Source organism: Fertoeibacter niger, assembly GCF_009380135.2.
Lineage (GTDB): Bacteria > Pseudomonadota > Alphaproteobacteria > Rhodobacterales > Rhodobacteraceae > Fertoeibacter > Fertoeibacter niger.
In genome coordinates this window covers 19,067-39,474 of record NZ_WHUT02000008.1, presented here as the reverse complement: position 1 = coordinate 39,474, position 20,408 = coordinate 19,067, and the positions used below count along the sequence as shown (strand labels likewise).

At 66.1% G+C, this 20,408-nt stretch carries 18 protein-coding genes; 6 read left to right on the top strand and 12 right to left on the bottom strand.

The annotated features are described in order from the left end of the window. Positions 1–6: 6 nt before the first annotated feature. The 7 genes from GEU84_RS13785 to GEU84_RS13755 are packed head-to-tail and all read right to left on the bottom strand — an operon-like array spanning position 7 to position 7,759. The gene (locus tag GEU84_RS13785) at positions 7–1,053 is read right to left on the bottom strand and encodes a glycosyltransferase family 4 protein (protein ID WP_152827064.1); all 1,047 of its coding nucleotides are present in this window, start codon (positions 1,051–1,053) and stop codon (positions 7–9) included. 9 nt (positions 1,054–1,062) lie between these two features. Further along, positions 1,063–2,658, bottom strand: a complete 1,596-nt coding sequence (locus GEU84_RS13780; RefSeq protein ID WP_152827062.1) for an ABC transporter permease — start codon at positions 2,656–2,658, stop codon at positions 1,063–1,065. Beyond that, the gene (locus tag GEU84_RS13775) at positions 2,655–3,458 is read right to left on the bottom strand and encodes an ABC transporter ATP-binding protein (RefSeq protein WP_152827060.1); all 804 of its coding nucleotides are present in this window, start codon (positions 3,456–3,458) and stop codon (positions 2,655–2,657) included. Before GEU84_RS13775 ends, GEU84_RS13780 begins: the two co-directional genes overlap by 4 nt. Beyond that, entirely contained in the window at positions 3,448–4,440 is a 993-nt protein-coding gene (locus tag GEU84_RS13770) for an ABC transporter substrate-binding protein (protein ID WP_152827059.1), read from the bottom strand. Before GEU84_RS13770 ends, GEU84_RS13775 begins: the two co-directional genes overlap by 11 nt. A gap of 18 nt (positions 4,441–4,458) precedes the next feature. Continuing rightward, positions 4,459–5,379: a lysylphosphatidylglycerol synthase transmembrane domain-containing protein gene (locus GEU84_RS13765; protein ID WP_152827057.1), complete on the bottom strand. Its 921-nt coding sequence runs from the start codon at positions 5,377–5,379 to the stop codon at positions 4,459–4,461. Then, entirely contained in the window at positions 5,376–7,040 is a 1,665-nt protein-coding gene (locus GEU84_RS13760) for a sulfatase-like hydrolase/transferase (protein WP_152827055.1), read from the bottom strand. Before GEU84_RS13760 ends, GEU84_RS13765 begins: the two co-directional genes overlap by 4 nt. Beyond that, positions 7,016–7,759: a CDP-alcohol phosphatidyltransferase family protein gene (locus GEU84_RS13755; RefSeq protein ID WP_241427692.1), complete on the bottom strand. Its 744-nt coding sequence runs from the start codon at positions 7,757–7,759 to the stop codon at positions 7,016–7,018. The genes GEU84_RS13760 and GEU84_RS13755 overlap by 25 nt, the downstream gene beginning before the upstream one ends. A gap of 128 nt (positions 7,760–7,887) precedes the next feature. Here GEU84_RS13755 and GEU84_RS13750 point away from each other — a divergent pair, with 128 nt between their 5' ends. Continuing rightward, entirely contained in the window at positions 7,888–8,433 is a 546-nt protein-coding gene (locus tag GEU84_RS13750) for a cytochrome b (RefSeq protein WP_152827053.1), read from the top strand. A 204-nt stretch (positions 8,434–8,637) separates the two neighbouring features. Here GEU84_RS13750 and GEU84_RS13745 read toward each other — a convergent pair whose 3' ends face one another. From GEU84_RS13745 to GEU84_RS13735, 3 genes are all read right to left on the bottom strand, one after another. Beyond that, positions 8,638–9,981 carry a UbiD family decarboxylase gene (locus GEU84_RS13745; RefSeq protein WP_174539872.1) on the bottom strand — a complete coding sequence of 448 codons (1,344 nt, stop codon included), beginning with the start codon at positions 9,979–9,981 and terminating at the stop codon, positions 8,638–8,640. A gap of 28 nt (positions 9,982–10,009) precedes the next feature. Continuing rightward, the gene (locus GEU84_RS13740; RefSeq protein WP_174539871.1) at positions 10,010–12,451 is read right to left on the bottom strand and encodes an efflux RND transporter permease subunit; all 2,442 of its coding nucleotides are present in this window, start codon (positions 12,449–12,451) and stop codon (positions 10,010–10,012) included. A gap of 67 nt (positions 12,452–12,518) precedes the next feature. Next, positions 12,519–13,415, bottom strand: coding sequence for an outer membrane lipoprotein-sorting protein (locus tag GEU84_RS13735; RefSeq protein WP_152827047.1), 897 nt, complete (start codon positions 13,413–13,415; stop codon positions 12,519–12,521). A gap of 385 nt (positions 13,416–13,800) precedes the next feature. Here GEU84_RS13735 and trpF point away from each other — a divergent pair, with 385 nt between their 5' ends. Genes trpF through GEU84_RS13710 form a run of 5 tightly spaced genes read left to right on the top strand, consistent with a single transcriptional unit; the run spans position 13,801 to position 18,603 of the window. Further along, a complete protein-coding gene (trpF, locus tag GEU84_RS13730; protein ID WP_152827045.1) occupies positions 13,801–14,466 on the top strand; it encodes a phosphoribosylanthranilate isomerase in 666 nt (221 codons plus the stop codon). Next, on the top strand, positions 14,466–15,269 hold the full coding sequence (trpA, locus tag GEU84_RS13725) for a tryptophan synthase subunit alpha (protein ID WP_174539870.1): 804 nt from the start codon (positions 14,466–14,468) through the stop codon (positions 15,267–15,269). Before trpF ends, trpA begins: the two co-directional genes overlap by 1 nt. Further along, a complete protein-coding gene (locus GEU84_RS20965) occupies positions 15,266–16,123 on the top strand; it encodes an AfsA-related hotdog domain-containing protein (RefSeq protein WP_152827040.1) in 858 nt (285 codons plus the stop codon). The genes trpA and GEU84_RS20965 overlap by 4 nt, the downstream gene beginning before the upstream one ends. Then, positions 16,124–17,428, top strand: coding sequence for a protoporphyrinogen/coproporphyrinogen oxidase (locus GEU84_RS13715; protein WP_152827038.1), 1,305 nt, complete (start codon positions 16,124–16,126; stop codon positions 17,426–17,428). It abuts the gene before it with no gap. Further along, positions 17,425–18,603, top strand: coding sequence for an MFS transporter (locus tag GEU84_RS13710; RefSeq protein ID WP_152827036.1), 1,179 nt, complete (start codon positions 17,425–17,427; stop codon positions 18,601–18,603). Before GEU84_RS13715 ends, GEU84_RS13710 begins: the two co-directional genes overlap by 4 nt. A gap of 51 nt (positions 18,604–18,654) precedes the next feature. Here the strand turns inward: GEU84_RS13710 and GEU84_RS13705 are convergent, their stop codons facing one another. Beyond that, complete coding sequence (locus GEU84_RS13705; RefSeq protein WP_152827034.1) at positions 18,655–19,359, bottom strand: beta/alpha barrel domain-containing protein; 705 nt, start codon at positions 19,357–19,359, stop codon at positions 18,655–18,657. After that, on the bottom strand, positions 19,356–20,399 hold the full coding sequence (locus tag GEU84_RS13700; RefSeq protein WP_152827032.1) for an anthranilate phosphoribosyltransferase: 1,044 nt from the start codon (positions 20,397–20,399) through the stop codon (positions 19,356–19,358). Before GEU84_RS13700 ends, GEU84_RS13705 begins: the two co-directional genes overlap by 4 nt. Positions 20,400–20,408: the final 9 nt, after the last annotated feature.

The following is a 20,408-nucleotide window of genomic DNA, read 5'->3' as shown; positions in this document are numbered from 1 at the left end:
GGCCAGTCAGGCCAGCGGAACGTCGTCCAGCACGCGGCCCATGACGGCGGCCGTCTGTGGCCATGTCGGCAGGGCTTGCCCGCGCCGGGTGCTTGCGCCGGCCATTGCCATGCGCAGCGGTGCATCGGTCAGCAGGCGGCGCAGCGCCCTGGCAAAGGCCTGCGCATCATCGGGCGGCACCAGAAGGCCGGTATCAGGCGGCACGGTTTCAGGCACGGCACCGGTGGCACAGGCCACGATCGGCAGGCCGTGCAGCATCGCCTCGGAAAACACCATGCCATAGCCCTCATACCGCGTGGCCAGCGCGAATATCTGCGCGCTGCGGAAGCGGTCGCGCAGGGCATCATCGCCCAGCAGCCCGGCAAGGCGCACCCGCCCTTCCAGCCCCGGATCGCGGCATTGCTGACGCAGGGCTGCGGCCACGCCCGCATCATGCGTGCCACCGGCAATCTCGGCCCGCCAGTCCAGATCGGTGATTTGGGCCAGCGCCGCCAGCAGCACGTCATGCCCCTTGCGCGCGGCCAAAAGGCCCACCGACAGGATCAGCGGCGGTGTCTGCGGGCTGCGCACGGGGTCTGGTGCCGCAAACCCCGGCAGGGCGATGGTGATGCGGTCAGGGGCCAGACCGAAATCGGCCACCAGAATGCGCTTGGTATGCGGGCTGGGCACCACGACATGCGCGGCCAGCGCCAGATTTGCGGCCTCGCGCGCCAGCAGTTCGGCGGCACGCGAAGGGGCCAGCCCGGTTTCCAGCCCCAGCGGGTGATGGATCATCGCCACCAGCGGCGCACGCACCTGCGCCAGACCCGCGGTGTCGATCGAACCATAGACCAGCCCGTCAAGGATCAGCGGCAAGTCAGGCGGCAATGCGGCCAGTGCCGCCACTGACGCCGCCATTTCAGCCGGTGAAGGATCGGGAAAACTGCCGGGCAGCGCGATATGATCCACCCGCCGCCCCAGCGCCCTCAGGCCCAGCAGCAACTGGTGCTCATAGATATAGCCGCCGGTTTTCTGGGTGATGTCGCCGGGAATGGCAAAGGCGGCGGGGCGCATGGTATTTCCCTAAGGTTGGCGTTGTTCGCTGGCATAGACACGCAGCACCCGCCGCTCCAGCAATTCCACCCCGGCATAGGCCAGCATGGCCGTCGATGCCAGCAGCACGATGGCCGCCCACAGCATCGCATAGGACGAGGTGGAGGCCGTCAGCGCCATCAGGCTGCCCATGCCGATGCCGGTGGCCAGCCATTCGGCGGTGGTGGCGGCCAGCAACGCGGCTGGCACCGCCATGCGCGCGGCGGCAAAGAAGGCGGGCAGCATGGCGGGCACCTGCGCCAGCAGCAGCCGCTGGCGGCGCGGTGCCGCATAGGTGGCGAACAGATCCATCACCTGCCCCGGCGTCTGGCGCAGCCCGGTCAGGCACGCCACCAGCGTGGGGAAAAAGATCATCACCGCCACGATGGTTATCGTGCCCGTCGCCCCCCGCCCCAGCGCCAGCACCAGCAGCGGGGCCGTGGTGACAATGGGCACCGACCGCAGGGCGATGGCCACCGGCAGCACCGCAGCACCCAGCCCCGGCACCAGCACCACCCCCGCCGCCAGCATGGCCCCCAGCGCCAGCCCCGCCAGATAGCCCGGCACCGCCAGCACCATCGTCTGCGCGAAAGCCCCCAGCAGTAGGGCGCGGTTGGCCGCAGCCTCGGGCACCGTCACCAGAAACGCCCAGACATCGGCCGGGCGCTTGGCAAAGAACGGGTTCAGCCCGAACCCCTCCATCAGCCCCTGCCACAGCAACAGAACCACGATGATCAGCCCGACCGCCCGCCCCAGCCTGCCAAGCGCGCGGCGGGCGGCGGGCGGGCGCCGGGTGGCCTGCGGCGGGGCCAGCAGCAGATCACGCGGATGGGTGCCCAGCCGCCGCCCCAAAGCCCCCAGCGCCAGATAGGACATGATCGAAACCCCCGAGGCCACCGTTGCCAGCGCCCAGGTGCCGGGCACATCCAGGGCCCCGATGGCGCGGATGGTCAGCACGCCCATGCCCCGCTCGGCCCCGGTGAATTCCCCCACCATCGCGCCCAGAAAGGCGGCAGGCGCTGCGATCTGCAAGCCCGACACCAGATAGGGCACCGCCGCATGGATGCGTATGCGCAGCAGTTCGGCCATGCGGCCCTGCCCATAGGTATGCACAAGGTCAAACCAGCTGGCCGGGGCCGCGCGCAGCCCCACCAGCAGCGGCAGGTAGGTGGTGTAATACACCGCCAGTGCCGCCAGCGTGATCTGCGGCCCGGTGCCCGCGCCATACAGCACGCGCAGGATCGGCCCGGTGGCCACCAGCGGCAGGCAGAACACCAGCAGCGCCAGCGCCGAGATCAGCCAGGCCATGCGCGGCACCAGCAACGCCACGCAGGCCAGCGCCATGGCCGCTAGATTGCCCAGCAAGAAACCCGCCGTCGCCGCCTGCAACGTCACGGCCAGCGCGCGGCCGACCAGACCGGCATTGGTCCACAGATAATCCGCAATCTCGGATGGTCCCGCGATCAGAAACCGGCCCGCAGTGGCCTGACCGGCCGCCTCCCACAGGGCCAATGCCGCCAGCAGCGCCCCCCAGCGCCAGACCCATCCCGGCAGCGCGCGCGGGCCCGCCCCCGCCCGCGCGATCATTCCGCCGCCAGCGGCCCGGCCAGCGACCCCGCCCACAGCGCCGCCGAGGCCTGATCGACCAGATCACGGAACGCGGGCGTGGCCATCACGTCGCGGTTGCGCGGGCGTGGCAAGGACACGGCGATGTCGGCCACGACACTGGCGGGCCGGGGGGAAAACACCAGCACCCGGTCAGACAGCAGCACAGCCTCTGTCACCGAATGCGTCACGAGGATTGTGGTGGTGCCGCGCTTTTCCCACAGCCTTGGCAGATCGAAGTTCAGCCGCAGCCGTGTCAGCTCATCTACCGCGCCAAAGGGTTCATCCAGCAGCAGCAAACGGGGCTCGGCGGCCAGACAGCGCGCGATGGCCACGCGCTGCCGCATGCCGCCTGACAGTTCCGCCGGGCGGCGGTCGCCAAAGCCGTCCAGCCCCACCAGCGCGATCAGCCTTTCCACCAGCGCCGGATCGGCGGGTTGCCGGGCCAGTGTCAGCGCCAGCGCAATATTGCCGCGCACCGTGCGCCAGGGCAGCAAGGATGCATCCTGAAACGCCATGGCCAGCCCCGCCCGGGCGCAGACTTGTGCCGGGCTGTTGCCGCCGATGGTCACATGCCCAGCCGAGGGTGCCTCCAGCCCCGCCACCAGCCGCAGCAGGGTGGATTTGCCGCAGCCCGATGGCCCCAGCAGCGCCGTGGTCTGCCCCGCCGCAAAGGTCAGGTCCAGCGGCCGCAACGCCTCGGTCGCGGTGGGGCCGCTGCCGAAGGTCTTGGCCAGCCCAAGGCAGCACACATCGGGCGGGGGCAGCGCGTCAGGCAGCATGCGCTTCCTCAAGCAGGGAACGGTCCCACAGATCGGGGGTCACGCTGCGGCCCAGCAGGGCCAGCGTTTCAATATTGGCCGCCACCGTCTCATCGGTGAACCAGCCAAAGCCGTTGGCCCGCGTCAGGTCGGAAAACATCAGCGGGGCCTGACGTTCGGCCTGCAACACCTGCGTCGCCAGATCGAGGCCCGCATCGGGGAACATATCTACGGTCAGCTGGGCGGCAGCGGCGGTATCGGCCTCGTAATCCTGCCAGCCCATGATCTCGCCCTTCATCAGCGCCACCAGATCGGCGCGGCGGTTGGCCAGCGCGTCGGTGGTGGCGATGTAGGTCTGCGAGTGCAGGGCATAGCCATGGTCGGCCATCAGCATCGTCATATTGTCCACCCCCTGCATGGTCATCGCCACCGGCAGGTCGGTCTGCCAGCACAGCAGGCAATCCACCTGACCCGACACCAGGGGTGCTGCATCATATTGCGTGGGCACAATCTCGATCTGGGTGATGTCCACCCCGTTCAGCGTGCAAAGCGCCTGCAACACCGGCGTGTTTGCCAGCGCCATGCCGATCTTCTTGCCCACCAGATCGGCCGGGCTGTTTACCGGATTGCCGGGCAGCGATGCGATGGCAAACGGGTTTTTCTGCATCGCCACGCCGATGATGCGGAACGGCGCGCCATTGGCCACGGCGGCGGCGGTGTAGTCTGCCGCCGAAATGCCCACCAACGCCTGACCTGACACCACCGGCGGTTCAACCGGCGCATTCGGCCCGCCGGGGTTCAGCGCCACCTCCAACCCCAGATCGCGCCAATAGCCCTTGGACTGCGCGATATAGCTGCCACCGAACTGCACCGAATGCAGCCACGACAATTGCAGCGCCACCGCCGATTGCGCCTGTGCCGCGCGCAGGCCAAAGGCCGAAGCTGAAAGCCCTGCGGCCCCAAGGGCAAGAAAGCGGCGGCGGCTGGTGGTGATCAAAGGCATCGGCTTCTCCATAAAATGTCACAGGGATGTAGACTTGCCCACTGGCAGGGCAACAGTGTGTTTTGCAGCGCGCCACAAGGGGTAAAGCCCCGGCAACCCGGACAAGAGCAGCAGACCCCCGAACGCAAGGCTCGCCGCAAGCCCCGCATCCGCGCCAAACCCCGCCAGCGGAAACAGGCCCGCTGCGGCCCCCTCGCGCCAGCCCCAGCCACCGACGCCCAAGGGCAGCAGCATCGCCGTCAGGATCAGCGGGATCAAGGTCAGGATGGCCTCAACCGGAAGCGTGGTGCCGGTGGCGCGCGCGGCGCAGGCAAAGGCGGCAAGATTGCACGCCAGAATGGCAAGACCCAAAGGCAGTTGCACCCGCCATTGGCCCGGCAGCGCCCGCTGAACCGCCACGGCAAACCGGCCCCCGCGCGCGGCACGGCGGGCAAACCAGCCACACAGGCCCGCGCCAGCCAGCCCCGCCGACCAAAGCGCCAACCCCGTGCCTTGCGGCCAGTCGATGCCCCCCGGCCACATGAGGGCCACCGCCAGCGCCGTGAACAGTGTTGCAAACAGCACCAGTTGCCCGGCCAGACGCTCGATCACCACGGCCGTGGCGGCGCGGGCCAGATCGTCGCGCCCCCCGGCACGCAGCGCGCGCGCCGCATCGCCCAGCACCCCGCCGGGCAATGTCTGGTTCACCAGTTGTGACAGGTAGTATTCGGCCACCGCATGCCGCAGGCCGATGGCTGCGCCCAAGGCCGCGGCCACCAGCCGCCAGCGCAGGGCCGAAAGCAATGTTTGCAGGTTCAGCGCCATGACCGCCGCCACCAGCCAGACCGGATCGGCCTGCGCCAGCCGCGCCGTGACCTGCGCCCCGTCGGCCAGTTGCCACAGCACCGCCAGCAGGGCCAGCGGCACGGCAAGCCGCAAGGCGACAGGCCAGCCCATCATGTGCCACCCGACGGGGCTGCGCTGGAATAGCTGCGCAGGAAACGGTTGCGGAAGGCCGCCATCGGCCAGACCGGCGCTGCGGCGGGAAACAGCCCGGGCGCAAAGCCCCATTCTGCCATCGGGGCCAGCGCCTGCGCGGGCCCGATCACATGCAACGGCACGTCGCGGCTGGCGTTCTGCGCCACGAAACCGGCGGCCTGATGATCGCCCAGCACCAGCATCAGTGGCGCATCCGGCCCTTGGCGCGCGGCAAATTCCATCACCGTTTCCAGCGCATAATCCAGCGACAGGCGGTATTGCGCGCGCACCCGGTCGCGGTCGCGCCAGACCACATCTGGCGCGTCGCCCGCCGTGGCCATGGCATCGAACACCCGGCCATCCCCCAGCGCCTCCCAATCCAGCAGGCGCGGCACCGGCACCCAGGGCGCATGCGAGGATATCAGCACGATCTGCGCCATCAGTGGCCGATCAGACGGCGCGAGCAGCCCCGGCCCCCGCGCCAGCGTGAACTGGTCGGGCATCGTCACCCAGTTGAACGGCTTGCCACGATAGCCCATGTCTGCGGCGGCAAGGATCTGGCCAAAGCCCAGCCTTTCGCCCTCGGGCCAATCCATCGTGATGGCGGGCATGATGGCGGCGGTGCGGTATCCCGCCTCGCCCGCGATTTGCCACAGGCTGCGGCGCGGGCTGGCCAGAAGCGCGCGATACCGCTGCTGGTTGCCGATCATCAGGCCCGAGGCCAGCGTGGCATGCGCAAGCCAGCTTTGCCCGCCCGTGATCGGCGAGGTGAGCCAGGCTGACCGCGCCTGCAACCCCGCCGCCGCCAGCTTGGCCTCGGCGGCGCGCAGGAAGGGGGCGTGGGTTTCAGCGTAAAACGGCGTGTCAAAGCTGGACCTGCCGTAGCTTTCGACAAAGATCACCAGCACATCGCGCCCGCCCAGACGGTCCAGCAGGCCTACGCCGCTGGCAAAGGGGTCATCCAGTGCGGCGGCGCGGAAGGCCAGCAGCGTGGCGCGCGAATTGCGCAGCGCCACCACACGTTCCCACCCCAGCCGGGCGGTAAAGGCCGCACCGGGGGGCGAAACCGGCAGCGACCACAGGCGGCGGGCCTGCCCCGCCTCGGCCACAGCCACGCCGCCTGCCAGACAGGCCGCCAGCCCTGCGCCAAGCGCCACCGCGCGCGGCAGCCCGACCCTCGCCCATTGCGCCAGCGCCCACCACTGCAGCCCGGCGACTGCAACCACCACCGCAAGCGAAGCAACCATGGCCAGCAGCGCCACCACCACCTGCGGCAGACCCAGCGACCCCGCGCCAAGGTTCACCCCCGCCGCCAGCAGATGCCCGTCAACCAGCGGGTCAAACCCCCGGCCAAAGGCCACGAACATGCCCAGATCCGCCGCTTTCCACGCAGCCCCCGTGGTCAGGAACACCACCAACGCCAGACGCACCGCGCGAGACGCCCGCCTTGACCCCGGCAAGGCCAGCAGCAAAAGCAGGATCACCGGCAGTTCCAGCGGGAACAGCAGCAGCGCCTGCGGCGTCATTGCCCCCGGATGGTTGGGCTGCACCAGCACCAGATGCAAGACAAGCGCCGCCAGCGCCAGCCGCAGCGCCAGTGGCCATCCCCCGCGCCGGGTCACACGCGGTGCCGGGCGCGCCATCGCAAATCCACGGCGAATGACCACAGCAGCGGCACCAGCGCCAAAGCCGCCAAACCTTGTGACACGGGCGGCTGCACCACCGGAGCCAGCAGCGCGATCAATATAGCGATCTGCACCACGCAGACTGCCTTGCGGCTGAAACGTTCGGGCAGCGCGCCGTTGAGCCAGGGCCAGACAAAGCCCGCCAGCACCCAGGCATAGCGCAGGAAACCCAGCGCCAGCAGCCACGGCCCCGCCTTGCCCAGATCCAGCGCCAGCAGGCACAGCACGGCGGCAAGGGCTGCATCCACCTCCATGTCGAAACGCGCGCCAAAGCCCGAGGCAAGGCCGGAATTGCGCGCAAGCCAGCCATCCACCCCGTCCAGCGCCAGGGATGTGACGGCCAGCAGCGGCACCGCCCATCCGCCAAGCGCTTGCGGCCCATCCCCGACCAGCGGGGCCAGCAGGGCGCAGACAACCGCCGCACGGGCCATCGTCACCGCGTTGCAGCCGCCCAGCCGGTCGTGCGGGTAGTGCAGCCGCATCTGCCGCGCCACAAAGGGCACCACACAGGCAAAGGCCAGCAGCGGCGCGATGGTGCCCGGTGACAGCAACCAGCCTGCGGCCCCCGCGCCCATCCCCAGCACCGCCCCCAGCAAAAGCAGTCGCCTTTGGAGAGCGGCTGCACCCGATGGGGGCCGGATGGTCTGCGCAGTTGACGGGCGTGTGATGAATGTCATGGTCAGAGTTGTGATCCGCGTCACGGAACTGTCAAGATTGCATTGCCAAGGCTTGACGCTATCGTGTTAGCAACGGTTCGAAATTGCTGCCCGCCTGCAATCCAATGCATCATGCCGGAGCCTGTGCCATGCACGAATCCCCTCTCGTCTACAAACCTGCCGCGCGGTTCCTGCACTGGCTGATGGCATTGCTGGTCATCGCCACCATTCCCATCGGGGTCACAATGTTGCAGCCGGGGCTGTCGCGCGGGGTGCAGGACACGTTGTTCATCCTGCACAAGAATGGCGGCGTGGTGATCCTGTTGCTGCTGCTGGCGCGAATTGCCTACCGCATCGCCAACCCGCCACCGCCGCTGCCGGCGCATGTGCCCCACAGCCAGCGGCTGATGGCCGAGGCGGTGCATCTGGCGTTGTATGCGCTGTTGCTGATCATGGCCGTATCGGGCTTTGTGCGGGTGTCGGCCGGCGGTTTTCCCATCGAGGCGCTGGATGCGCTTGGCCTGCCGCGCCTGCCCAAATCCGAGGCTGTGGCGGCTTTCGCAAAGGCCGTGCATGCCAACGCCCGCTATGCGCTGGTTGCGCTGATGCTGGCGCATATCGGGGCGGCACTGTATCACGGGCTGGTCAGGAAGGATGGCGTTCTGGCGCGGATGTGGCCCGCGCGGCGGGGCTAGACGCAAAGGCGCGCGGCCATCCTGCGGTCATCGCACGCGACGGTCAGCACATATGGGACACCGGGCCTGCCCAGATCGGCCACAGGGCGACAGATGGGCCAGGGTCGCCTTCGCCCCCGATGCCCAGCCCTTCGCGGCCCGGCGAAAACCATAGGCCGCGCAGCGTCACGGCTGCTGCCAGAGCCGCAAAAGGGACCGGGGCCATTACGCAAAGCTGCGTGCGGTGGCTTGGCGCAGAGGCATCGGAACGGTTGCGTCAACCCAAGCGCGGCTTGGTGCCAGACCTGTTGCGTCGCGCCAGGCGTCGGTCTGCGACGGGTCCATGCGCAGCGGGGGCAGACCCGCGATGGCATGGGTTGCCTGTGCAAGATTGCAGCGCGTGGTCATGGCCCACAGCACTTCCTCGTCGCAGGTCAGGTCGATGTCATCATCGGTGAAGACCACCGTCTTGGTAAAAGGCATGACCCCGATCAACTGCCGGGCCAGCTGCCCAAGATCGCACTCTTGCGCCGCCCCGGGGGCCAGGGCCACGAACAGCAGCAACATTCCGCCGCCGGCAGGGGCATAGCGCAGATCGCGCACAGGCGGGCACCCGCCGCGCGACAACAGGGCCAGCGCCAGCGCCAAAGCGCCTCCAAGACCCAGGATCGCAGATTGCTCACGTCCCGGGCCGAGTGTCGCCTGCAACACCGCGTCGGGGCGCTGGGTGATGGCGGTGATCTCGATCACCCCCAGCGGGGCACCGGCGTGACCGTCATAGCCCAGAAATTCCGGCATCGTGACGCCGGGCGGGCGCGTGCCGAGGGTTTCGGCACAGGTGCGCGGCGTCAGCCGCCCGTGCAGCACGAACTCGGCTTGCGGCAGCGAGGGGGTTGCATCGTCCGAGATTGCAACCGGCGCCTGCGCCAGTGCCCCGGCCAGCGACAGCTTGTCAAAGCCGCCGGGCAGATGCGCGGTTGCCGTGGCCGAGGCGATGGCCACAGCAGGCGGCACACCGATATTGATCGTGACGGCAAGGTCTTGCCCCTCGTCCCATGCGGCTTGCGCGCGGTGCCGCAGATGGCGGCTGGCCAGCATCGAAATGCCCAGATGCCGGTCATCCAGCACCAGCATTCGGTGAGCCGACAGGGCAAGGGCGGGGCCACCATGCCCGCTCATCACGAAGCCCATCGTGACATAGGGCCCGGCGTCGCGCGGCGTGATGCGCGGAAAGGGCAACCGCGACAATGCGACACTGTCCCAACGTTCCTGTGCCAGCGGACGGGTCACGGGTGGGGTTGGCAAAAGACCTGCGGCCACGGCGGGCATCTGGCGCCCCTGCCATGCGGGCAGCCAGGATTTCAGCCGCGCCTCACAGCCATAAAGCCCCAACAACAGCGCGGGGCCCCGGGGTTGGTGATAAAGCACCGCCGGTTCCGAACCGCCCCGGGGCCGGGCCGGCACGCCCGCATGGTGACAAGCGAAATCGGCGCAGGCGGCATCGGGGCCAAGCCCATGCTTTGCCAGAAAGAAACCGCTGTCGCTTGTGGCGGCAAGGGCGGCGCGCATATCGCGCGCCACCCCTTTTTGCGTGTCATCAGACCGGGGCATTGGCCAGCGTCGCCTGACGTTCTGCTGCGCTTTGCCGACGGGTCGCGCGGTCGTAAAGCATCAGCGCCGCCGGTCCGATGAACACTTCGGACAGGAACGCCAGCAACGAACCCGATGCCATCAGCAGACCAAAGCTCTGGATGTTCGACATCGACGACATGGTAAAGACTGCAAAACCCGCCATCACCACAACGGTCGTCGTAAAGATCGGATGCCCGATGTCCGACATGGTGTTGCCGATCGCCTCCTCCATCGTGTCGCCCGCCGCCAGGCGTTCGCGCACGTTGTGAAAGAAATGCAGCGTGTCATCGACGATCAGACCCGTGATGATGCCGCCGATCAGCACGGTAAAGGTATCAAGCGGGATGTTCAGATACCCCATGACCCCAAGCAGCACCACAAACGGTGCCACATTCGGAACCATGCTGACCAGACCCAGCCCGACCGACCGCAATGCAAGCACCATCATCCCGGTGATGAGCGCCAGCGCAATGCTGTAAGAGACGGTCATGCTGTCCAGCACCTCTTTCGAGGTTTTGGCAAGCAATGCGATCAGACCCGTGCTTTCCACGGTGGCCGTGTCGCCAAGTGCTGCCTCGAACCGGGTTTCGATGATCCGGATCACATCCGAATAAAGTTTTGCCTCCAGCCAGGGGGTCTGAAAGGACACGCGGCCCGAGGAATAGTCAATTGACGCATACCGTTTCAGGTCGTCGATACCCTGTCCTTCAAGCAGAAGGATCTGGTCCCAGAGCGCGTCCTGGCTGGGAAGTCGCCGTTCGGCCGGATCACCGTCATGAATGGCCTGATTGGTTTCCTCGACAAACGAAATCAGCGAGGTATGCCGCCCGATCGGAATATCCACTGCGCCATAGGTGCTGCGTGCCGTGGCCTCGATTGTCTTGAGCATCAGCTCGTCGCGGAAGTCCAGACCCTCGGCCGGAGTGATCACCAGTTCGAGGTTCACCGTGCCCCCGAAGTTCGTGTCGATGTATTCGGTTGACCGGCGCGCATCGTTGTCGTCGGGCAGCCAGAGCAGAGAATTGTGCGAATAGCTGAGCTGCACGATGCCCACCCCGGCAGCAAGTATCACCACCGCGCAGATCGCCAGCGTCTTGCGCGGCGCGCGGGCCGCAAGCATTGCCCCCTGCCGCATGAGAGAGGCGATCAGACCGGGCTCGTCCTTCTGGCGGTTGAGGTAGCGTTCCGGCAGGGTGCGGAACACCAGCGTCGCCCAGGTCATCGCCAGCAGATACGACAACCCCACGGCAACCGAGCCGAAAATGCCAAGCGCCGTGATCGGTGCAAGCGGTGCCGCGACCAGCCCAAGCAAGCCCCCGATGGTGGTCAGCGCGGTGAACAGAATGGGTGTGTTCGCCTTGCCAATGGCGATTTTCAGCGCCTTGCGGCCATCCGGTTCCCGGCTGCGCGCCTTCAGCAGCGTCGAGACGAAATGGATATAGGTGCAAAGCCCGACCACCAGCGTCATGGGAATCAGAAGCTGGGTCGGCGGGGTCATCGCCGTGCCGGTCAGGGCGACGGTCGCCAGTGTCGAAAAGATCGCGGTGAAGAACGACAGGAACGCGCCCACGGCAACCAGCAGGCTGCGGTGCAGGATCATCATCGAAAGCACGGTCAGGATGACGCAGGCCAGCGTGAAGCGCGGCATGTCCTGTTCCATCATGTTGACGATTTCGGTGGACAGGACCGGCGCACCGGCGATGTGGATCGCAAATCCTTCGGATTCGTATTTCGCCGCGATCGCCCGTGCTGCGGCCGTCATCTCGGCGTAATGCGGTGCGCCCAGCAGGTCGCGGTCCGCAAGCGGTTTGAAGACGACCTCGCAGGTCTGGCCGTCGGATGGATCGGGCACACAATCATTGGACTGGGGCGCATAACGGTAGGGTTCGATCACCACTGCAACGGTGCCGCCATCTTCGGAGACGATGAAGTTGCGATAGAGCGGGGTCGAAAGGATACGTTCGCGCAGCTCTTGCGGGTCGCGACCCCGGACCAGCAGGTTGCGCACCAGTTCCTCAAGATAGACGCCGCCACCCTCGTATTCGATGAACGGAATGTTGTAGGGTGAAAAGATCGCCGAAACATAGGGCACGTTGTCGGCCAGTTCGCGGTGCATGTCCGAGAATTTTGTCAGGAACTCGGTCGAAAAGATGTCTTCCGACGCAACGGCCACCACCAGCCGGTTGTCCTGGCCAAATTCGCGGCGCATCGCATAGTAGCTTTCAAGGGCAGGATCGCTTTCATGCATGAAAGCTTCAACGCGCCCATCCCGTTGCAACGTGGGAAGATTGGTTGCGACATAACTGAAGACAGCGACAACAAGGATGACAAAGGCTTTGATGCGGTGGGTGTAAACCGTCTGGAGAAAGCGTGTCATCAGGCTTTCGACAAGGGAAAGCGGACGCATGGGTCTGGCTCCTTGAAAAGGGGAACGGGGACGTGGCGGCATTTTGTGCCGCCACGCCGGCGCCGCATCAGTTGACGAAGGAATCCGAACGGAAGTCGCGGAAATCGCTGTCGGGGTTTCCGATGTCATTCTCATCGAACCACGCAGAGGGCAGGCCGATGTTGAACTGCTCGCCCGTGGTCTCGAAATCCGAGAACGACACCACACGGCCTTCCTTGATCGTCGAAACGCGGTAGCGGGCGGGCGCGAAAACGCCGTCAACCCAGCGCAGGTCCAGCGTTTCCAGCACCCGCTGTTCGTTCGGGGCATCGGCGTTGAAGCTGGAATAGATCGGCATGAAGGTTTCGGTATCGGCCCAAAGCTCGCCGTCACGCAGGCCCAGCCGGATCACCTCATCCTCGGTGCGCGGGTTCACATAGATCTTGTAAACCGGATAGCCGCGGAACTCGCCGGTGCCCAGCATCTTGCAGTCATAGTCGTCGGCCTGCCGGATCAGCATTTCGCCCACGGCTAGGTCGGACCCGTAAAGACGCTGCGACAGATCTTCGGATTTCACGTCGATGATCTTGTCTGCCGAGGGCAGATAGACCCAGACCTTGTCGGGCACGCCTTTTTCAAAGCTGTCGCGCACCGAGGATTCGACATTGGCCAGCTCTTCCGGGTCGAACACGAACGACCGCAGGCGGCGGTTGATGCCGTCGTTCTTGTGCGCGGCGGCGATGCGGCGGGTTTTGACCGCGCCGGTTTCATCGGTGATCGTCATGTGGACGATGCGCCAGCTGTCATAGCCGTTGTAGCGGTTCTGCACCGATTCGATGACCTGGCGGCAATCGGTGACCATGGGCGAGGTTGGCGTGGCCGCCGCCAGCAGCGGTTCGGCCGTCTGTGCCGTGGCTGCGGTGGAAAGCGCGGCAGCGGCAAGGGTTGCGAGGGTGAACAGGGAAGTGCGGGTTCTGGAAAACATTCGAGGTGTCCTTCGTTCAGATTGGCAACGTTGAAGTGTTTTTTATCGCGCGGCCAACTTGGGGTGAATCCCGCTGAAAACAAAAAAGCGTTTCGTTCGTTTCTCTGATCTTTTTCGACGGTATGTCCGCCATTGTGCTTTTATGTGCGCCCTTGAAGCGCCCAATTGCATGCCTTTCAAGGCAGTGGCCCGCACTTTCAGGACAAAATATCTATAGATCAATGTGTTGTGCAGATGTGGCAGGCTTTTTCGCAGAATATTCAGCTTTGTCACAATCTATGGCGCACCGGCACAACTCGCTTGAATATTGAACACTACGTTACGCTTCAAAATTGTAGCGTCGAAAAGGGAAATCCAATCTGCATTGCTGATCCGGAGACAAGAAATGGATTTGAAAATCTGCGGTATAACCAGCCACGATGAACTGGATATCGTCGATCAGGAAGGTGCCAGTTACGCGGGCCTGTGGAGTGGCATTGCGGGGCACCCGCGCAACCTGTCCGACAAAAGCCTGACCGAACTGGCCGAACGCTGCCAGAACGTTGCGCCGGTTGCGGTCTGCGTGAAGCGCCCTGTGGCCGAACTGTGGAACCTGATCAGGGAAACCCGGGTGCGGCATGTGCAACTGCATGGGTTCAACCCGCCGCGCGACATCGCGTTTCTGAAGGACCGGGGCGTGACGCTGATCAAGACCGTGCATGTGAATGACGATGGGGAAAGCCCGGTTGACCGACTGGTCGATTCCTACCGCACAGCGGGCTGTGACATCTTCCTGATTGACCGGTTCGGGGGGCGGCAGGCCATCGGATCAAGCGGCGTCTGTCTGTGTTCCCGCAGCGTCGCCCGGTGGCTTGACCGGCTGGAGGGCGCGCGGGTCTGGCTGGCCGGAGGTCTGACGCCCGACCGGATCTGCGGGCTGCCCGAAGACCGCCGCATCGAGGCGGTGGATGTGGATTCCGCAGCCCGCATGGCCTGTGGCGCGATTCACCGCAAGGCGGCGCGCATGCTGGTGCTTGCCGCCCGTTCCCCCAATCTTTTCGAGGCTGCATGATGCACCAGACAACAGACCTGTTGCAGCTCAGGCCCCGCACCCGCGCGCATCGCCCCACGCTCTGCCCGCTGATCATGGCGGGCGACCCTTCGCTTGAGGTCACACGTGACCTGCTGCGCCACTGTGTGGAGATCGGGGTCGGCATGGTCGAGCTTTGCGTGCCCTTCCGCAATGCCTTTACCGATGGCGCGACGCTGATCCGGGCGCATGAACGCGCCCTGCGCAACGAGGCAGAGCTGGAGGCTGTGATAGCGCTCGCGGCCGAGTTCACCAGCCGCATCCGCATCATCCTGCTGGCGGATTCAAGCCACACCCTGCGCCCGCGCGGGTTTGACCGGGTTTTCGCCATGGCGGTGGCTGCGGGCATGGCGGGGGTGTTGCCGCATGGTCTGCCCCCTGCCCTGTCCGACCGGTTTCATACTGCGGCCAGACGCGCGGAATTGCCGGTTGTCGGCACGATCTATGCCACGGCCCGGCCAGAAATCCGCCGGCAGGTGATCGAAAGGGCCTCGGCCTTCATCTATCTTGTATCGACCTATGGCCGGTCAGGCGGGGCCACCGAACCCATGGATCTGGCCTGCCAGATCCAGGCGCTGCACACCCATACGCCGCTGGCCGTGGCGATTGGTTTCGGCTTGAAAACCCCCGGCGATGTGGGGCGGGCGTTCCAGGCTGGCTGTGACATCGCGATTGTCGGCAGCGCCGTTGCCGCTGCGGTGGAAAAAGCCCTTGCCGACGGGCAGGATCCGGGGGCGCAGGCGGCCGGGCTGATCAGGGATCTGAACCGGGAGACACTGGCATGAGCGCGCTTGACCGTCGCATGGACAGCCGCAATGACGTGCTGGCCTATTCCGCCACCGACCCCGCGCATGTGGCGCGGCTGATCGTGGATAAGGCGCATCCGTTCTTCTTTGACCATCCGCTTGATCACGTTCCCGGGCTTCTGCTGCTTGAGGCCGCGGTGCAGGCGGCGCAGAACCGCGCGCAGAAGCCGTGTTTTGTCAGCATGATCAAGGCCGAATTCATTCAATACACCACGTTCGACACACCCATCCTGGTAGAGACGCAGGATGACGCGGTGAACGGGCAACCGATCTGCCGGGTAGAGATCAGCCAGAACGGCACGCCGCGCGCGCGCTGCGATGTGCAACTGACACCGCTGGTCAGCCCCATGCCGCGCCCGCATCCTGCGCTGCACAGGGCGGAGCGCGCCCTTCCCCCCTGCGCGAGTCAGCCGCTGAACAAGCTGCGGCCTGAAAACGTGCTGATCAGCACGCCGGTGATCACCGACACTTTTGTCGAGGCGCGGCTGCTGCCGATGTCGCGGTCGTGCCTGCTGGCCGAGACGGTGAAGACGGTGCATCCGCTATATTTGCTGGAGGCGTTCATGCAGGTGCAGCGCTATCTGAACGCCACGCAGGAGGGCGACCGCCGGATCCGCGATATCCTTACCGGGGTCAGCATCATGCAGACCGCGCCGCTCGCCGATCTTTCCGAGGGCGTCTACCTGCGAAGCGCGCGCGAATTCGTGCCGTCCGGGCGCAGCCACATGTCGCGCAACGCCTGGCTTTATGCGGGGCAAAAGCCCTTTGCGAAATGTGCAATCGAGACCGCCCGCCTTTCAATCCGGGCCGCAGCTTCCAAAGGAGCAACCTGAATGGACCCCGTTCACATTGTCGGCGCCGGCGTTTCCGGCATGGGTGCTGCGCATTATCTGGCCCAGCGTGGCATTCCCAGCATCATCCACGAGGCGGGAACCCATGTGGGCGGACGCGCGGCCTGTATCCGTCAGGGCGAACATGCGTTCGAGACCGGCGGCAAGAATTTTTCAAGCGGCTGGAAGCGGTTCAACACCCTGCTGAACGAATTCGGCATTGCGGAGTTCGAGGATCAGCATCCCGGCTTCCACATCGTGCTGAACGATCAATTGGTTGCGCTGAAGAAATCCGCGACGCTGAAGGGCGACCTGCGCCTTGCGGCGTCGCTGGGGCCACGTGGGGCTCTGCAATTCCGCAACTTCCTGAGTTTCGCGCGCCAGAACGCGGACCGGCTGAACTATACGTCCGGCCTGATTGCCGAGGTTGAACGCCAGTGGGACCATTCCACCATCGACAGGCATTTCACGCAGCGCCTGACCGATGGCCCGTTGCGTCTGTTCTCGATCATCATGGGCGGGGCTGAACCATCGGAGCTTTATCCCTCGCTGATGATGCTGTTCGCTTCGGGCTTCGGCAAAGGTTCGCATCACGCCATCAAGGGCGGCATCGGGCGCTTTCATGACCGGCTGGCGGAAGGCAAGAACATCCGCTTCGGCGCGAAGGTCAGGCGCATCGTGACCTGCGACGGGCGGGTCACGGCGCTGGAACTGGAGGACGGGAACCGCCTGCGGTCAGAGCCTGCGAGCCGCGTGATTTCAGCCGTGCCGGCGCATGTGCTGCGCCAGATCGTCGATCTGCCCGCCTATGGGCGCGTCGCGATTGATGCGCTGCGCTATTTCCCGCTGGCTTTGGTGAACGTGGTCTATGACGCGCCGGTGTTCCGTGACGGCGTGCATTCCATCATGTTCGAACCCGGCGCGCCGCTGGGCCATTGTTCGGCCAACCGGTTGACGGCACCGCATCATGTGCGCTTCACCCTTTCGGGCAAGGCCGCGCGCGACATTCTTGACCGGCCGGATGCCGAACTGGTCCAGATTGCAGAAGACACGTTTTCCCGCCGGCTGCCGATCACCGCCAACCGGCTTGCGGTGCATGTCGCGCGCCATCCCGGCGGGATCTGCGGCTATGCGCCCTATTTCACCAAGGTCAAGCAAGACATGCTGCGCGCTGTTGCAACCCTGCAAGGGCTGGAAATCGCGGGTGATTTTCTGGAAGGTCACACGATGGAAGGCTGCCTGACTTCGGCCGATCTGGCGGTTCAGAGGTTGCTGCTGCCTGCCGCCCAAACATCTGTCGCGGCATGAGCAGCGAAGACATCGTCGCTCTGCCCCGCCTCGCGCCATCACGGCGCGGGGTGATCTGGGCCGCCAGCGCCTGCGCGGTGATGAGCGGGGCCGCGATTGCCCCCGCCATCCCGGGCATCGAACAGGCGCTGTCCGGCGGGGGCGGCACCGTCTGGGGGCGCATTGCGCTGGTGGTGCCTGCCCTTGTCATCATGTGCGCCGGGCCGTGGATCGGGCGGCAGACCGGCCGCATGGATCAGCGGTCGGGTTTTGTCGCAGCCCTTTGCGCCATGGCGGCGTTCGGGGTCGCGGGGGGGCTGGCCACAGGTTTCGGCTGGCTCTTGCTGACGCGCGTCGGGCTGGGGCTGGCCACGGCTGCGACGCTGTGCTTCGCGACAGCGGCCATCGCCGCGCTGTTTCAGGGCGAGGAGCGCGGTCACGTGATCAGCCGGCAGGCCGCGATAAACACCTTTGGCGGCGTGGTCTTTGTGCTGTTGGGCGGGCTCATGTCACAATTCGGCTGGCAGGTGCCGTTCCTTTTGTATCTGCTGACCCTGCCGGTGGCATTCTTTGCGGCGGGGTTCGACTGGCGCGCGCCGGTCGCACAAGCGGCTGCAAAGCCCGAGATGGCTGGATTGTGGGTGCCGCTTGCAACGCTGGCGCTGGCGATGATGGCGTTTTACCTGGTGCCGGTGCAGGCGCCCTTCGTGCCGGTGCTGGTGCAGACCCCTGCCCTGTCAGGTCTGGTCATCGCTTGCGCAACGCTGGCCAGCGGGCTGGTGTCGCTGCGCATTGCGGCGGTGCTGGCGCTGGCGAACGGGCCGGTGGTGCAGGCCGCTGCGATCTTTGCGGTGATCCTTGGTCTGGTGGAATTCGGGCTGGCGGCATCCTTGCCCCAGCTTGTGCTGGCGGCCGGGTTGATCGGCGCGGGCTTTGGCGCGTTGCTGCCGATGACCGTCAGGCGCATCATGGCGGGCGCGACTCCCGCAACCTCTCATGCGATTGCCGGGCTGATCGCGTCGGCGCTCTATGCCGGTCAGGTCGGGGCGTCGCTGCTGGCCGTGGTGCTGAGCCTTGGCGGCCCTCGGCTGCCGTTCTTCGCCATCGCGGCGGGGCTGGGGCTGGCGTGTTTCCTGCAGGCAAACCGGGCCAGACTGCGGCCATGGGCCCGCTGGATCTGGGAACATCTGGCCTGAGAGGTCAAGCCGCCAGCCGCCCGTGCGGCACGGCGCATGCGTTTCACCCCATCAATGATGCACTGTCCGCGACGCCGCCATGATGAACGCGCGCGTGGTGTCAAAGGGCGGGGCCGGGCCTGACAGCAGGGCCGTGCCCACAAGCACACCGTCAAAACCGGCGGCCATCGCCCGGGCGACCGCCTGCGGCGTGGTCAGGCCAGAGGCGCTGACCAGCAGCCCGGCATGGCCCGCACGGGCCTGCGCATACAGCAGCTCGCTGTGTGAAACGCCACCGTCATCCACCTCTCTCGTGCGGATGTCGCGGTTGTTGATGGCAAGAATGGCTTCGTGCGGCAACTGCAACCCTTCCAGCTCGCGCACCGAGGCCGCCTCGACAAAAGGCGTCAGCCCGATGGACAGCGCCGCCACGGCCAGCCGCGTTACGTCTGCGCTGCGCAGCAGCGCGCAGGTCAGCAGCACGGCCGAGGCTCCGGCCTCAAGAGACTCGTCAAGATGGCGGCGCGAGGTGATGAAATCCTTGCGCAGCACCGGCAGGCCCGTGGCGGCCATCTGCGCAATCATGCCAAGGCTGCCACCGTGCCACGCACCCGTTGTCACTGAAAGGCAGGGCGCGCCAGCGTTGGCATAATCCCGCGCCACATCGGCGACGGCATGGGCCGCGACAAGCGGCCCGGTCTTTGGCGAATGGGGTTTGATCTCGGCGATGACCGGCGCATGCGCCTTGGTCAGGGCCGCATGAAACGGCAGGCTCATGCGACGCGCCCCAGATCCGCCGCCGCGGCCCGGGCAAAGGCCTGTGCCTGCTCCAGCTTGGCGAAGGGTGCGCCATCGGCCAGACACTCCAGCGCCAGGCGGGTGCCCTGTGCCAGATCATGCGCCACGCCACCGGCAAAAAGGGCCGCCCCCGCGTTCAGCGCGACCGTTTCGGTGCTGGTGCGGTTGCCCTGGCCCTTCAGGATCGCCGTCATCATCGCAATGTTGTGCGACAGATCGCCCCCGGCCAGGTCGTCAAGGCTGCCCTGCCCCAGACCAAGCGCTGAAGCATTCTGCAACCGGGCCTGTTCGTCCTGCGCCCAAAGCCAGCTGTTCGTGCCGATGCTCAGAAACTCGTCCACGCCCAGATCCGAATGCACCAGCAAGGCAGGCACCGCCAGCAACTGCGCGATCTGGTGAAGCTGGCCGAACAGCCGCAGGGATGAGACGCCGATGACATGGGCCCGCATGTCATAGGGGCAGATCAAAGGGCCAAGGGTGTTCACGAAACGCCCGATCACCTTGAAATCCAAGGGCAGGGCCGCGATGGCCAGCCGTTTGCAAACCGGCGCATAGCGTTGCGGCGCGGCAAATGCGAGGCCGGTTTCCGACAGCATGGCGTCTGTGAACGCATCTGACGGCGCACGCGCCAGCCCCAGCGCGTTCAATATGTCGCCCGACCCCACCGAAGACGAATAGGCAGAGGAACCGGATTTCAGCACCTTTACCCCCGCCGCCGCCGCCACGAATGCGGCAGTGGTCGAGATGTTGAAGGTGGACCGGCCACCACCGGTGCCCACGATGTTCACCGCGTCGCCTGCCGATGGCAGCGCGACCGGCGGATAGGTCTGCCGGATATAGCGCACGAAGCTGCGCATCATGTCCGGGTCGGAAGGGGCGGCCGAAAGCGCGGCAAGGATTGCCACGGTTTCGGCCTTGGGGCGAAGGCCCTCGTCGGTGGCCTGCCAATAGGCGAACATGGCGTCCTCTGTCGGCGTCCGGCCCGCGATCAGGGCTGCGGCAGTCTGGTCCGGCGTCATGGCCTTCGC

Bases quoted from the DNA above. Each gene is read 5' to 3' on its own strand.
- GEU84_RS13785 (WP_152827064.1), bottom strand. From the start codon at position 1,053: ATGCGCCCCGCCGCCTTTGCCATTCCCGGCGACATCACCCAGAAAACC.
- GEU84_RS13780 (WP_152827062.1), bottom strand. From the start codon at position 2,658: ATGATCGCGCGGGCGGGGGCGGGCCCGCGCGCGCTGCCGGGATGGGTC.
- GEU84_RS13775 (WP_152827060.1), bottom strand. From the start codon at position 3,458: ATGCTGCCTGACGCGCTGCCCCCGCCCGATGTGTGCTGCCTTGGGCTG.
- GEU84_RS13770 (WP_152827059.1), bottom strand. From the start codon at position 4,440: ATGCCTTTGATCACCACCAGCCGCCGCCGCTTTCTTGCCCTTGGGGCC.
- GEU84_RS13765 (WP_152827057.1), bottom strand. From the start codon at position 5,379: ATGATGGGCTGGCCTGTCGCCTTGCGGCTTGCCGTGCCGCTGGCCCTG.
- GEU84_RS13760 (WP_152827055.1), bottom strand. From the start codon at position 7,040: ATGGCGCGCCCGGCACCGCGTGTGACCCGGCGCGGGGGATGGCCACTG.
- GEU84_RS13755 (WP_241427692.1), bottom strand. From the start codon at position 7,759: ATGACATTCATCACACGCCCGTCAACTGCGCAGACCATCCGGCCCCCA.
- GEU84_RS13750 (WP_152827053.1), top strand. From the start codon at position 7,888: ATGCACGAATCCCCTCTCGTCTACAAACCTGCCGCGCGGTTCCTGCAC.
- GEU84_RS13745 (WP_174539872.1), bottom strand. From the start codon at position 9,981: ATGCGCGCCGCCCTTGCCGCCACAAGCGACAGCGGTTTCTTTCTGGCA.
- GEU84_RS13740 (WP_174539871.1), bottom strand. From the start codon at position 12,451: ATGCGTCCGCTTTCCCTTGTCGAAAGCCTGATGACACGCTTTCTCCAG.
- GEU84_RS13735 (WP_152827047.1), bottom strand. From the start codon at position 13,415: ATGTTTTCCAGAACCCGCACTTCCCTGTTCACCCTCGCAACCCTTGCC.
- trpF (WP_152827045.1), top strand. From the start codon at position 13,801: ATGGATTTGAAAATCTGCGGTATAACCAGCCACGATGAACTGGATATC.
- trpA (WP_174539870.1), top strand. From the start codon at position 14,466: ATGCACCAGACAACAGACCTGTTGCAGCTCAGGCCCCGCACCCGCGCG.
- GEU84_RS20965 (WP_152827040.1), top strand. From the start codon at position 15,266: ATGAGCGCGCTTGACCGTCGCATGGACAGCCGCAATGACGTGCTGGCC.
- GEU84_RS13715 (WP_152827038.1), top strand. From the start codon at position 16,124: ATGGACCCCGTTCACATTGTCGGCGCCGGCGTTTCCGGCATGGGTGCT.
- GEU84_RS13710 (WP_152827036.1), top strand. From the start codon at position 17,425: ATGAGCAGCGAAGACATCGTCGCTCTGCCCCGCCTCGCGCCATCACGG.
- GEU84_RS13705 (WP_152827034.1), bottom strand. From the start codon at position 19,359: ATGAGCCTGCCGTTTCATGCGGCCCTGACCAAGGCGCATGCGCCGGTC.
- GEU84_RS13700 (WP_152827032.1), bottom strand. From the start codon at position 20,399: ATGACGCCGGACCAGACTGCCGCAGCCCTGATCGCGGGCCGGACGCCG.